Origin of the sequence: Alkaliphilus transvaalensis ATCC 700919 (assembly GCF_000621485.1) — a bacterium.
Taxonomy (GTDB): Bacteria; Bacillota; Clostridia; order Peptostreptococcales; family Natronincolaceae; genus Alkaliphilus; species Alkaliphilus transvaalensis.
Genome location: NZ_JHYF01000013.1, coordinates 1 through 12,524, shown reverse-complemented (window position 1 = coordinate 12,524; position 12,524 = coordinate 1). Strand labels below are relative to the sequence as shown.

Sequence of the window (12,524 nt, the reverse complement as noted above, 5' to 3'; positions counted from 1 at the left end):
AATCCTTAGACAGCCTATGCCGTCTAAGGATTTTCTTTATCTACGAGAGTAAAATTCAATAACTAATTGTTCATTTACCTCAATAGGTACCAAGTCTCTATTAGGAAGGGTAGTTAATGTCCCTGTTAATGTTTCAAGATTCTTCTCAATATAACTAAACTGAGCTTGCCCCGAATCTATAAACTGAGTGACAAATTTTTCAACCCTTTTAGATTTTTCTCTTAAAGAAATGATATCTCCAATCTTAATGCCATAAGAGGGGATATCTACCTTATTACCATTAACCAATATGTGGCCATGGTTTACCATTTGTCTGGCTTCTCGAATTGATTTTCCAAACCCCATACGGTATACCATATTGTCTAATCTACATTCTAGCAGCTGAATTAAAGCTTCACCAGCAATTTTGTTAGATTTCATAGCTTTAGCTACATATCCTCTAAATTGCCTTTCTAAAACACCATAATAAGCTCTTAGTTTTTGCTTTTCCAGTAATTGAATTCCGTAATTAGATAGTTTTCTGCTACCTCTGTAAAATTCATTACTTGCTCGATTCATAGCCTTAGGATGTCCATATACATTGACTCCTAATCTACGACTAAGTTTAAATCTAGGTTCCATCATTTTAGCCAAAATTTTACCTCCTAATATTATACACTTAATATTAATAGCCGCGGTAGAATTTTTATAGCCTTATTTTATCACGATGAAAATGATTTGTAAATGAAAAATAATATCATTTAGTTTTTTTATCTAATTTAGATTTACTCTCTGTCTTTAAGTCTATCTTTGAGTAAAGAGGCACGATTAATTTTCTTAAATCCATATTTTCCACGAATTTTATCCATTACTTCATCAATTTTTTCGTGTTTAGTATTTTTAGTAGTGTCAAAAAAGGAAAGTTGTTCAAGCTGATCATAATCATCAAAGCCACCAAGGGTAATACCGATTAATCTTACTTTTTTAGCGTCTTTTAAATTGCTTTTTAATAGTTGATATCCTGCCCGATAGATCTCCTTTGTAAAGCAAGTTGGAGCAACAGGAGTTTGTCTTGTAATTACTTGAAAATCTGAAAACTTGAGGGTAATTTGAACTGTACGTCCTTTTTTTTGATGCTTTCTAGCTGTAATTCCTACATCTTCTGAAAGTTCCATAAGTATGTCTTTTAAAGTTTCTAAGTCGGAGGTGTCTTCTGAAAGAGTAGTGGACCTGCCAATAGACTTTATTTCTTCAGGTGAATTGGCTACAATGGGGGATGGGTCTATCCCATTAGCTTTTTCATAAAGATCTAGTCCACTTTTTCCTAAGTTTTTAATTAAATAGTTACGATCAAATAAAGCTAAATCGCCTATGGTTTTGATTCCCATTCTATTTAAGCGGGTAGCCGTCTTTTCGCCAACGCCATACATCATATTAATAGGGAGGGGCCACATCTTTTTTTTCATATCCTTCCTCCAAAGTTCTGTAATACCTAAAGGTTTTTTAAACTCAGATGCCATTTTAGAGAGAAATTTATTTTCAGAAATACCTACAGAACACCATAATCCTAACTGGTCTTTAAGATCATTCATAATCTTTTCTGCAGCTTTGGTGGGTGGGCCAAATAAACCTTCAGTGCCCGTCATATCTAGCCAGGCTTCATCAATACTATTCTTTTCGACTACCGGCGTATAGTTTGATAAAATTTCCATAACTTCATTAGATTTCTTTTGATAGAATTGATGATCTGGGGGAACTAAAAGTAAATCAGGACAAAGCTCTAAAGCTCTGTGAAGTACCATAGCTGTTTTAACACCAAAGTTTCTTGCCTCATAATTTGCCGCCAAAATGATCCCAGTACGCTTTTTAGGATCTCCTGCAACTGCTGCAGGTTTTCCAATTAGATGGGAATATCTTGTCATCTCGCAGGATATGAAAAAGGCATTCATATCTACGAGAAAAATAACTTTCTTCATAAATTTGTCTCCTTTAATTTGGATGTACTATTATTTTATCATTAAATTAGCATTGTTAAAATATCAGCTATAAAAGGAGCTTGGTTTTGATAAATAGCTAGAAGTGTATACTATTGGAAAGAAAAGAAAGTCCTGCTATAATAGAGATAACCTTTTTAGGTCAGTATAAAGAAATAGAGGTGAAAGTATGAACCGTTTAGCATTAAAGATCAAAGAAGCTAGACAAAAGGCTAAAATGTCTGAAAAGGAATTAGCTAAAAAATGCGGGTTATCCGTAGGTTACATTATTCAGGTTGAATCTGGCAAAAAAGTGATTAATGAAAAAGCTGCTGAAAATATACTTAAGGTGCTAGGTGCAAAGGTGGAGTTTTTAGGGGAGGAAGCTTTTGGTGAGGAAAAAACCTCGAAATCTAAAGTTGAAAAGCCACAGGCGCCTAAGAAAGAGGAATTCTATACAATTCAGCCAACAGAGCAGTGGGCAGATGCCCTGGCAAATATAATTAAAAAATTCCCAATTTATGAAGTGGAATCAAATAAAATAGTAGGATATAAAGAGTTACCAGTATTAAATAAGAAGATTGATGGGTATCATTGGGATAAGATCTTATTTGTGAAGTCTAACAATAATGAGTTAGAGGCTTTAAGAATAAAAAAAGAAGATATTCTAATGATTTGTAGGACAAATGAAATTCATAATAATAGTATCTACTTATTAGAGGTAAATCAAAAGCGTATTATTAGACAATTAAGAAAAGAAGCCAATAATAAGGTAAGCTTGTTAACAGGAGCTAAAGGATTAGAAGCAACTGTAATGGATTTAAACAAAATTAAATTGATCGGTAAATGTGTTAAGGTAGAGTTTGAGTTATAAAAGTTAAAGAGGGAGGTAACATCATGACTAAAGTGATCATGTTTACAAGTAAGACATGACCCCATTGTCATACAGCGAAGGAGGTTCTTTCCAAAAAAGGTATAAGCTTTGAATCGAAGGATATTAATGAAGACCCTTTTGCTAGGGCAGAATTTACTAGGCGCAAACTACAGGGGGTACCAGCTTTTATCGTTGGCGATCATACAATTGTAGGCTTGGATATTAATCGTATAGAGTCCCTTTTAGATTATAAAATATTTAGTTGTGGAAATTGTAAAGGGCGTATGCGTATTCCTAAGAATAAAGGAAAACTTAAAGTTACTTGTCCCAAATGTCGTGAGGGTTTTATTATAAATACGTGAGAAAATGCCACCATCATGATAACATAAAATAATAGCTTTGGAATTAGACATATTAAAACCAGCATTTTTACGGAACTTATCGTTAAAATGCTGGTTTTTCAGCTTTTTATGAACCACCTGTTTTTCTACGTTGGTTTGAAACTTTTTTTGTTGCCTGACTCTGTCTACTAGTATTAGTAACAATTGCACCGCCACTAGCCTTTCCACCTTTGTTCCCTTGCTTTTTATTAGCTAAGGCTTGTTTCATAGCTTCTTGTAGACTGAGCTTTTTTTTCTCTTCTGATTGTTGGTCTTTAGAATTATTCTCTAGGTTAGACATAGATTAATTCTCCTTTTGTTTTAATTAATAAGTAAAATAGATACTTATGAAAACTACATAATTAATTTTATACTCTGGGATTAAAACAGCCAAAGATAAATTCATGGGTTAAGGTATTATGCAATTTTCTCAATCAAACTCGATTAAATAAGTATAATCAATATTATAATATACAAAATTCTTTTAAACAATGGTCTAATTTTTGATTTGAGACTTTTTGAAGATTCTTTTTAAATTAATATAATTTGATATGGTAATTTGGCATAAGTTTTAATTTTTATATTGGAATTTAAGAGATAAAAAAAATTCTAATAAATTAATGTATTTCTTAAAAAAGGGTATAATAGTTGTAGAAGTTTTAGAAATTTTCATAATTATGATTGACTATCCCAAAATTATACAGTATAATCTTGATAGAACCTAATTAATGAAGTTTAAGGATGAAAGGAGCGTTGTATGATGAGAAAAGTATATGAGGTGATTTTAAACTAACTAAATAGAGTGCATTAGATAATATTATGATAGGATATTACTGCTTAATTATTATCTCTTGCAAAATTAATGAGTATAACCTTCAGCCTTAATAATAAGTGGCAAATACACGGTATAGGTTAGCGTGTTTTTTTTATGCCCAAATTTAAGTTATCCGCAGAAAGTTACTCTTTATGCGGTATTTTTATGCCCTTTTTCAGAGCATAAATGCAAGTTAAAGACTAGAGTAGTAAATAAAATTTAGAGTAGTAAATAAAAATTCGTAGAGAAGAAATGATTGATATATTAAAAATAAAAGAAAGAAGGAATGCCTTTTGATGGAATTAGCTAAATATGGTTGGAATAATCAATTAGAAGAAGAATTTCAAAACTATAAAAATAAAGGATATGATGTTGGAAGAATTGTGATTGAGCATAAACATATCTATAGAATAATCACAAGGGTAGGTGAGGTTTTAGGTGAAGTTTCTGGAAAACTAAGATATCAAACTATTGGGAATGACGATTTTCCAGCAGTAGGAGACTGGGTTGTGATTTCCCTTAGAGAGGATGAGCAAAAGGCAACAATTCAAGCAATTTTACCTAGAAAAAGTAAGTTTTCTAGAAAGGTTGCAGGGAAGGAGTTAGTTGAGCAAATAATTGCGGCTAATTTTGATACAGTATTTATTGTCAGTTCCCTCAATAAAGATTTTAATCCTAGAAGAATAGAAAGATATTTAACTATGGCTTGGGAAAGTGGAGGAAATCCTGTAATTATTTTGAGTAAAGCTGATTTGTGCAAAGATATAGAGGAAAAGGTTGCAGAGCTAGAGGCTATTGCTGTAGGGGTACCTATCCATGTAATTAGTTCATTGGAGGGGACAGGGTTAGATGAAGTTAAAAAATACTTAACCTTTGGTAAGACCGTAGCAATTTTAGGATCATCTGGGGTTGGTAAATCCACCTTAATCAACCAACTGTCAGAAGAAACAATTTTAGAGGTACAGGAAATCAGAGGAGCAGATGATAAGGGGAAGCATACTACCACCCATAGACAATTGGTACCATTAAAAGAGGGGGGAATTATTATCGATACTCCGGGAATGAGGGAGTTTCAAGTATGGGATGGAAAAGATGGTGTTCATGAAACCTTTAGTGATATTGAAGAACTAGCAGAAGAATGCCGATTCAATGATTGTAGTCATGACAAAGAGCCGGGCTGTGCTGTAAAAGAAGCCATCTTAGAAGGGGTTTTGACTAAAGCTAGATTTGAGAGTTACAAAAAGCTTCAAAGGGAGATCTTGTATATAGAGAGTAAAAAAAGTAAGGCAAGTAAAGTAGGGTCTAAATCAAAAAGTAAACAAAGATAAACAATGAATTATTTTAGTATAGCCCTTTTAAGTCAACAATTATATACAAAACTTATCAGCAGTTTTAATGTAATAAATGGCCATGTTCATTATATGAGTATTGGTCATTTTTTTTTAGATATCCTTTCTTGATGGTTTCTACTGTATAGTTGAGGGCTGATAGTGTATAATAATTTGAAGGAACAACATAAAACATTTGAAAAGAAGGGACTTATCAATGCGTATTAATAAATTTATTAGTGAAACTGGAGTATGTTCTCGAAGGGAAGCTGACCAATGGATTTCCGACAAACGTGTTACAATTAATGGAATTGTGGCTGAATTAGGAAGTACTGTAAAGGAAGGTGATGTGGTTAAAGTTAATGGAAAACCTATTGGTACTAAAAAAAAGCCAGTCTACATTGCTCTTAATAAACCGGTTGGTATTACCTCAACAACAGAGAAACAGGTTAAGGAGAATATTGTAGATTTTGTTAATCATCCAGAACGGATTTTTCCAATAGGTCGTTTAGATAAAGACTCTGAAGGACTAATACTACTAACCAATGATGGAGATATAGTAAATAAAATATTACGGGCAGAGAACAATCATGAAAAAGAATATATTGTTACTGTAAACAAGCCGATTAACAATTCATTTTTAGAAGGAATGTCTAAAGGGGTTAGGATCCTCGGAACCAAAACTAAGCCCTGTAAAGTAAGGAAAATTAATGATAAGACCTTTAATATTATTCTGACTCAAGGTCTTAACCGACAAATAAGGAGAATGTGTCAGGTTTTTGGCTATCAAGTAATGAAATTAAAGCGGATTAGGATTATGAATATTCACTTAAATGGTTTGAAGACAGGACAGTGGCGAAATTTGACTAATAAAGAACTTAGTGTATTATTGAATCTTATCAAATAAACCTATTATACATAGTAATAAAAAGCTAATAAAAAAGCTAATAAAAAAGCTAATAAAAAAGCTAATCCAAAAAAGTAATAAAAAGGATTAAATAAAATAACTCACAGGCAAAAAAAGAAGGTTCTCTACTTTATGGAGGGCCTTCTTCTACTTCTAATTCTAAACGATTATAAATTGCTCCAACACCCTTGTACCAGTTTTGGTCTTCAGCATAACGTCGATTTATCCATTTAAAAGGGTCTTTACCAACGGGTCTGTCTTTAGACAGATTAATTACAGTACGGGCAGCTATTCTAGAAGTATCGACAATGTCGGTATTATAATGCTGCCAGCTATAAAAAACATTGAAGGGGTTATTAGCTATTTCTGTTGCTCTAGGGTGATCCTTGGGAACAAATCCTTGTTCGTGGCCTGCAATAGCAAACAAAACTAAGGGGTTCAATTGAAATTCTTCAGCAGTACTTATTATTGCAGAAAAATAAGGTTCTTCTTCAAGAATAGAATTTCTACTATTTAAATAAGCCTTTAATTTATCTTCGTTAATATCTCGGTACTGAAAAACAGCAGGAAAAACGGGATATTCGTAGGATATAGGTAAATCTAAAAAGATAACTGCCGGTTCTTTTGGTTTCATTTCTTTAGGAAAAAAGAAGGATACTGCAAGAAGTATTGCCAGAAGCGGAATCAGTAATAGTTTTTGTTTTGTTAGCTGTAATTTTTTATTTAAGTGTAAACATTTATCTTTTATATGATCTATTACTTCTTTTATTCGAAGATCTGCTACTATTAACTTAAATTTACTTGTAAGGACTCCTAACACTTCTTTTATTTCTTCAATCTTAATTAAATTAATGAAGTTATCCTTAGTAGTTTTATCTTCCGTTACTTCTTCCCTAACAACTGTGAAATCATCGCTGTTCTTATTTTCAATTATCTTATCTTCTACTATCTCATTTTTAATTAAATCATCTTTAACTATCTTACCTTTAATTTCATCGGGAGTGGCATCTTCTTCGGTCTTATTAGGGGTTTGGATCTCTTTTATTGTAGTTTCTTTTTGGAGGATCTTTACTGTTTGTTGGTATTCCAACATGTCTTCTAGGGCTATAGGGTTAGAAATATGGCCATTTACCCAATGACACAACCCTTCTATGTAATCTGTTTCTTCTATGTCAAGAGAGAGGGCGGTTTCAAGGACATCACTTAAAAATAGACCTTCTTCTTTTGTTAGTAGTGAGCCAGTAATAATCTGTTTTAATAGGGCTTGCTGATGACTTTGCGGTAGGCCCTCTAGATGCTGACTAATAATTGACCGAATGCTAGTAGCCAAGGCAATAGCCCGTTTTCTTTGATCGTATTCAGGGTGATTATGCTTAATATAAAGCCTTAAGCCTACAAGATCAACCTTTTGCAAAACTTTAATTTTCTTCAGTTCTTCTGAGAAATGCTTCAAGTCATCACCCCCTAATCCAATAAAACACCTCTAATCTATATCCATTATATCCTAAAACGAAAGGATTGACTATCTACTGCAAATGGAGGAAGAATGTGGAATAATCTCTTCATTTAAAAATATCCTCTTTATTGTAAAGGGGTGGTTGTTTACTGTATAATAATTAGTAGAGCTGAATTTTCTTAAATCAAAACAAAGGGTAGGGAAGCTTATGGAGCATTTACGAATCAAGCCAAAGGATACGCCTATTTTATTAATGATGATAGTCTCTTTTATTTTAATTTGTATATTATTAAATATATCTTTGCTCTTTGGATTTTTAGGGAGCATTTCATTAACCTCTTACATTCTAATCAAGAGGGGAATGGGTGTAAAAAAGTTAAAGGAGCTAATTTGTGAAGGTATATTAGAATGTAAAACTATCTATTTACTAATTTTGCTGATAGGGGCTACTGTATCGGTCTGGTTGTCTTCGGGCGTTGTACCGACCATGATCTTTTATGGACTCGAATATATGAGGGGAATGAACTTTTTATTAGCAGCCTTTTTGATTACCTCATTAATGGCAGTTTTTATGGGAACAGCAATCGGAACAATTAGTACAATCGGGTTGGCTTTGTTGGGGATCGGAAGGGGCTTTGGTATACCAGCCCATATTTTGTTAGGGGCAGTTATTTCGGGAGCCTTCATTGCTGATAAAATTTCACCAATATCTGGTTTGCTAAATTTAACTTTGGAAGCTACAAAACTGAAGTATCAAGATGCCTTTAAGGCCATGATCATAACCCTAATACCAACCATGTTAGTTACTTCACTTGTATATTATTATATAGGTAGAAATTATATCGTTTCTTTAAATTCCCCAAGTATTGGAGAATATCAAGAGGCAATTTTAGGTGGGTTTTATATTTCGCCGTGGTTATTTCTTTTACCTGTTGGCATTTTAAGTTTATCAATATTAGGATTTAAAACCATTAAAACAATTTCCCTTGGTTTAGTTGGAGGAATTGTGGTTAGTGTTTTTTTGCAGAAGGTGGCCTTTGCTTCGGTTTTACATGCTATGTTTTGGGGATTTAAAGGAACGACAGAATCTCAACAACTAAATGATATTTTAGTGAGCGGTGGAGTAGTTTCTATGATAGAGGTGGTTTTAATTGTGGCAGGAGCCGTCTGTTTAAGTAGTCTGTTGGAAAGTTCGGGATTAATCAAACCAATGATTAGTAAAACAATAGCTTCAATTAAAACTGAAGGGCAGTTGATCTTTAAAACAGGACTAATTAGTAGTATCTTAACTATTGTTACTTGTGATCAATCCGTTGGAATTATCCTCCCAGGCAGGCTGTTTAAAGAAAAGTATGAGGAATTTGGGGTAGAAGCGACAACCCTTGCTAGGACAATTTCAGATACTGGAACAATTATTGCTCCAATAATACCCTGGAATGTTAATGCCCTAATTATAGGAATGATCTCTGGTATATCAGCAGTTGCCTATGGGCCGTATGCTATATTATGTTATATTGCTCCAGTAATTTCATTAATATCACTCTATTTATTTAAAGGTAAAAAATACCATAGGTTTAGGTCTAACCCTAATGTTCATAACCTTGAATAATGACTTAAAGAAAGGGAGAATACAGTAATGATGCTAATCAATTCAGTAAAGACAGGTTTAAAAAAAGGTTTTGAGACGACTTGGATGTTGGCAAAAATAATTATTCCAGTTTATTTTGTAGTAACATTTCTGAAATATACTCCCATTATAGATGGGATTGCCGTTATTTTTAGACCTGTAATGGCTATATTCAACCTTCCGGGAGAGGCAGCTATAATACTAGTTTTAGGAAATGTTTTAAATCTATATGCAGCCATAGGTGCGATTACTGCTATAGAGTTAACATCTCTAGAGATTACAACGATTGCAATGATGCTTTCCTTCTCCCACTCCTTATTGGTAGAAACAGCGGTGTCTAAGAAGCTGGGAATTAGCGGACTACAGGTCATTTTAATTAGAATTGGTTTAGCAGTTATATCGGGTATGATTATAGGAAGGATTGGTGCATTGATATGATAGAAATTTTAAAGGAAGCAACAATTGGTAGCATTGAATCTGTTTACTCAATCGCTATTATCATTATTCCTATCATGCTAATTCTTCAAATTTTAAAGGACTATAAGATTTTAGATAAAATTACTGGGCCTTTTCATTTTTTAGCAAAGCTATTTAAAACCTCTAATGAAACAGTCTTGCCACTTTTGGTGGGGATTATTTTTGGTTTATCCTATGGGGCTGGCGTAATTATACAGAGTGCTAAGGAAGGAAACCTTAATAAGCGGGATCTTTTTCTCATTACAGTATTTTTAGCTACTTGCCATGCTGTTTTCGAAGATACCTTGTTATTTGTAGCAGTTGGAGCCAATGGGTACCTGCTCTTAGGGACTAGATTAGTAGCCGCCTTCGTCTTAACCTATATTTTATCTAGAAAACTATCTTTAAATAATTTTAAAGAGGAAACCATTGATGAAGTTGATCAAAGTATATAAATAACCAATACTGATTACGCAATCTAAAGTAATGAAAATAAAAAAACAGCTTCCCTTCTTTCTATAATTAAGTGAACCCTAAGTTATGTTAAGGACATTTTAAAAAGAGGTAGGCTGTTTTTTTAGATTAGATACATTTTTTTATTTAGTAATGAACCCGTACTAACCAGAATTTAATTCCGTTGGTATTCCAACCAATATCGAAGGGGGTTCTGTGTCGGTCGGCATTATGAGAATTAACTAGGGGAAATCCTTTTGAATCTGTACCTGTTACAACGGAGATATGAACTACTTCTCCTTTTTTTTCATAGGCTACATAGTCTCCCGGTAATAGCTTATATGATTCTTTTAAAACTTGTTCATAGCTACCCCTTATAATAACCGAAGCTCTGCCACTATTAACCATATAATTGTTAAAGGCATGGGCATTAAGCCATGATCTGCTACCAGCTCCCCGCTCATAATTCCAAGTACGATTTTTCTTGAAGCCACCACCTTCAAATAAAATTTGAGATGCAAAATTAGCACAATCACCCCCTAGAGGGTTATAATCTCGATACTTAGTGTTATATTGAAAGCCATATTCAGGTAGGCTTGCTGCTCCAGAATACTTGTCGGCATAGGCTACAGCATTAACCCTTCTTTCATTGAGTTCTGAAAAGTCCTTTTCTTTACCATCTAGAATAATCCCATTGATGGTGGCTATTTTTTCTTCACTTAAGGAATTAAATGTAACCATGAAGGGATCGGCATACCATTCCTTGATAATAACCCAGTCCTCTTTCATTGGAGAGATATCAATCGTATGATAGCTACCTAATCTAAAAGAGTTAATAGTTTCTGGTTCATCGGTATAGGTATAGATGTATTCTGTATTTACCAGCATATAAACACTATAGCCTTCGCCCTTTTCTTTTCCGCTTTTTACAACAACTTGCGAGTTAATCTTCTTAAACTCCACAGATTGTTGATGAGACCATTTTTGTATGTTATTCATTTTTCTTTCTTCGTATTCAAAGGCCCATAGACTATTTCTAATTTCTTTATTATAAAGATTACTAATGGTGTCAATATCCATATCTAAATAGGCCTGATTTCGAATATTTAAAATTTCTTCTATTTTATTTGTAAGTTGCATCTTTAAATCTTCATTGATGGAGACTTCAGCAGTAAGATAATAATTTCTCCAATAAATGAAGCCAAGTCCCAAACTTAGAATAAGTAAAAAAACAAGAGTCATTATGATCAATTTAATTTTCTTTAATTTAACTAATATAAACATTTATAACCCTCCTTAAAATCCCCATAGAGTATATGTTAAAGACACTATGTACTATTACTTTTAAATGGTAAGAGCACTGGTTTTTTGGGTATAATTCAATTTAAAGTAGGAAACGTTATAAAACACTACTAATATAACACCGATAGAGGAGAGGATCATTTAGATGAAGGATTACAAGTGTACCGTTTGTGGTTATGTTTATAGACCAGCCAAAGGAGATTGGACCCATGATATTAAAGCAAATACCAGTTTTGATGAACTACCCGATGACTGGAAATGCCCTACATGTAATCAACCAAAGATGGCATTTATTGAAAAAGAATAAATAAAAAAGAATAAATAAAAAAGAATAAATAAAAAGAATAAATAAAAAAGAATAAATAAAAAAGAATAAATAAAAAAGAATAAATAAAAAAGAATAGGATCATAACAGCAACAGAAGGGTTAAATTAATCTGTTGCTGTTATGATCTTGGTGTTAGTAGACCTAGTTTAAAATTTCATTTTAGTTTTCATTTTAGGTTAGTTTATGTTTATTATTTAAATAATCTGCGTTGAATGAAAAACTAAATTCCAGTTACACGGAAGTTACTCTTTTATGCAGGATTAACTTCCTTTTTTGACCCTTATCAAAAGGCTAATTTTAGTCTATACTTATATTACAGGCATTAACCAATAGACTTTTATGCATGACCAAGAGGCATCTGAAAATAGTGTGCGAGACTAAATTCCACATGCCTTCGTGTAAGACTAACTTCTATACAGTGAAATCTGCCTGTGCGACATCTATTTTATTTAAGTAGTTCTGGTTTCAAAGTCACTTCATCAGGTTCTATTTCTATCAATTTTAAATACTTATGAAGTTCTTGATCCAGAAGAAGAGTAGACAGTTTATAAGGCGTACAGCCATTTAGACTGTCTCTTGCTTCGCTATTGATATGATTCTGCAGTAATGTTATAGCTTCCTGGCTCAATAGGTCAAAAGATTTTCCTT

12 protein-coding genes and 2 pseudogenes are annotated in these 12,524 nt (G+C 33.0%); 8 read left to right on the top strand and 6 right to left on the bottom strand.

Features of this window, described 5'->3' with window-relative positions; translation table 11 throughout:
* Positions 1-36: 36 nt before the first annotated feature.
* Together rpsD and dinB are read right to left on the bottom strand one after the other, a co-directional pair.
* Positions 37-633, bottom strand: a complete 597-nt coding sequence (rpsD, locus tag T335_RS0109780; RefSeq protein WP_026477386.1) for a 30S ribosomal protein S4 — start codon at positions 631-633, stop codon at positions 37-39.
* A gap of 131 nt (positions 634-764) precedes the next feature.
* A complete protein-coding gene (gene dinB, locus T335_RS0109775) occupies positions 765-1,955 on the bottom strand; it encodes a DNA polymerase IV (protein ID WP_026477385.1) in 1,191 nt (396 codons plus the stop codon).
* 187 nt (positions 1,956-2,142) lie between these two features.
* Here dinB and T335_RS0109770 point away from each other — a divergent pair, with 187 nt between their 5' ends.
* Positions 2,143-2,826, top strand: a complete 684-nt coding sequence (locus T335_RS0109770; RefSeq protein ID WP_026477384.1) for an XRE family transcriptional regulator — start codon at positions 2,143-2,145, stop codon at positions 2,824-2,826.
* A gap of 71 nt (positions 2,827-2,897) precedes the next feature.
* Positions 2,898-3,188 (top strand): annotated as a pseudogene (locus T335_RS21980) (glutaredoxin family protein); the annotation flags it as partial.
* A gap of 106 nt (positions 3,189-3,294) precedes the next feature.
* Here the strand turns inward: T335_RS21980 and T335_RS0109765 are convergent.
* Positions 3,295-3,507 carry a hypothetical protein gene (locus T335_RS0109765; protein WP_026477383.1) on the bottom strand — a complete coding sequence of 71 codons (213 nt, stop codon included), beginning with the start codon at positions 3,505-3,507 and terminating at the stop codon, positions 3,295-3,297.
* A gap of 809 nt (positions 3,508-4,316) precedes the next feature.
* Here T335_RS0109765 and rsgA point away from each other — a divergent pair.
* A complete protein-coding gene (gene rsgA / locus T335_RS0109760; RefSeq protein WP_026477382.1) occupies positions 4,317-5,348 on the top strand; it encodes a ribosome small subunit-dependent GTPase A in 1,032 nt (343 codons plus the stop codon).
* A 217-nt stretch (positions 5,349-5,565) separates the two neighbouring features.
* Positions 5,566-6,255, top strand: a complete 690-nt coding sequence (gene rluF / locus T335_RS0109755; RefSeq protein WP_026477381.1) for a 23S rRNA pseudouridine(2604) synthase RluF — start codon at positions 5,566-5,568, stop codon at positions 6,253-6,255.
* A gap of 130 nt (positions 6,256-6,385) precedes the next feature.
* On the opposite strand, the gene T335_RS21630 is transcribed toward rluF, so the two are convergent.
* A complete protein-coding gene (locus T335_RS21630) occupies positions 6,386-7,708 on the bottom strand; it encodes a glucosaminidase domain-containing protein (RefSeq protein ID WP_051569245.1) in 1,323 nt (440 codons plus the stop codon).
* Between the two features lie 211 nt (positions 7,709-7,919).
* Here T335_RS21630 and T335_RS0109745 point away from each other — a divergent pair, with 211 nt between their 5' ends.
* Genes T335_RS0109745 through T335_RS0109735 form a run of 3 tightly spaced genes read left to right on the top strand, consistent with a single transcriptional unit; the run spans position 7,920 to position 10,249 of the window.
* The gene (locus tag T335_RS0109745) at positions 7,920-9,320 is read left to right on the top strand and encodes a Na+/H+ antiporter NhaC family protein (protein WP_026477380.1); all 1,401 of its coding nucleotides are present in this window, start codon (positions 7,920-7,922) and stop codon (positions 9,318-9,320) included.
* 27 nt (positions 9,321-9,347) lie between these two features.
* Positions 9,348-9,776, top strand: coding sequence for a nucleoside recognition domain-containing protein (locus tag T335_RS0109740; RefSeq protein WP_242837278.1), 429 nt, complete (start codon positions 9,348-9,350; stop codon positions 9,774-9,776).
* Positions 9,773-10,249, top strand: coding sequence for a nucleoside recognition domain-containing protein (locus T335_RS0109735; RefSeq protein WP_026477378.1), 477 nt, complete (start codon positions 9,773-9,775; stop codon positions 10,247-10,249). The genes T335_RS0109740 and T335_RS0109735 overlap by 4 nt, the downstream gene beginning before the upstream one ends.
* A 145-nt stretch (positions 10,250-10,394) precedes the next feature.
* Here the strand turns inward: T335_RS0109735 and T335_RS0109730 are convergent, their stop codons facing one another.
* Positions 10,395-11,531: an amidase domain-containing protein gene (locus T335_RS0109730; protein WP_026477377.1), complete on the bottom strand. Its 1,137-nt coding sequence runs from the start codon at positions 11,529-11,531 to the stop codon at positions 10,395-10,397.
* 163 nt (positions 11,532-11,694) lie between these two features.
* Between T335_RS0109730 and T335_RS21975 the strand changes: the two genes are divergently transcribed.
* The gene (locus T335_RS21975) at positions 11,695-11,856 is read left to right on the top strand and encodes a rubredoxin (RefSeq protein WP_084281151.1); all 162 of its coding nucleotides are present in this window, start codon (positions 11,695-11,697) and stop codon (positions 11,854-11,856) included.
* Positions 11,857-12,321: 465 nt separating this feature from the next.
* On the opposite strand, the pseudogene T335_RS22560 reads toward T335_RS21975, so the two are convergent.
* A pseudogene (locus T335_RS22560) lies at positions 12,322-12,524 on the bottom strand (IS30 family transposase); the annotation flags it as partial.

Excerpts from the sequence above, each read along its gene's own strand:
- dinB (WP_026477385.1), bottom strand. The coding sequence starts at position 1,955 with ATGAAGAAAGTTATTTTTCTCGTAGATATGAATGCCTTTTTCATATCC.
- T335_RS0109745 (WP_026477380.1), top strand. The coding sequence starts at position 7,920 with ATGGAGCATTTACGAATCAAGCCAAAGGATACGCCTATTTTATTAATG.
- T335_RS0109735 (WP_026477378.1), top strand. The coding sequence starts at position 9,773 with ATGATAGAAATTTTAAAGGAAGCAACAATTGGTAGCATTGAATCTGTT.
- T335_RS0109765 (WP_026477383.1), bottom strand. The coding sequence starts at position 3,507 with ATGTCTAACCTAGAGAATAATTCTAAAGACCAACAATCAGAAGAGAAA.
- T335_RS0109730 (WP_026477377.1), bottom strand. The coding sequence starts at position 11,531 with ATGTTTATATTAGTTAAATTAAAGAAAATTAAATTGATCATAATGACT.
- T335_RS0109770 (WP_026477384.1), top strand. The coding sequence starts at position 2,143 with ATGAACCGTTTAGCATTAAAGATCAAAGAAGCTAGACAAAAGGCTAAA.
- T335_RS0109740 (WP_242837278.1), top strand. The coding sequence starts at position 9,348 with ATGATGCTAATCAATTCAGTAAAGACAGGTTTAAAAAAAGGTTTTGAG.
- rluF (WP_026477381.1), top strand. The coding sequence starts at position 5,566 with ATGCGTATTAATAAATTTATTAGTGAAACTGGAGTATGTTCTCGAAGG.
- rsgA (WP_026477382.1), top strand. The coding sequence starts at position 4,317 with ATGGAATTAGCTAAATATGGTTGGAATAATCAATTAGAAGAAGAATTT.
- T335_RS21975 (WP_084281151.1), top strand. The coding sequence starts at position 11,695 with ATGAAGGATTACAAGTGTACCGTTTGTGGTTATGTTTATAGACCAGCC.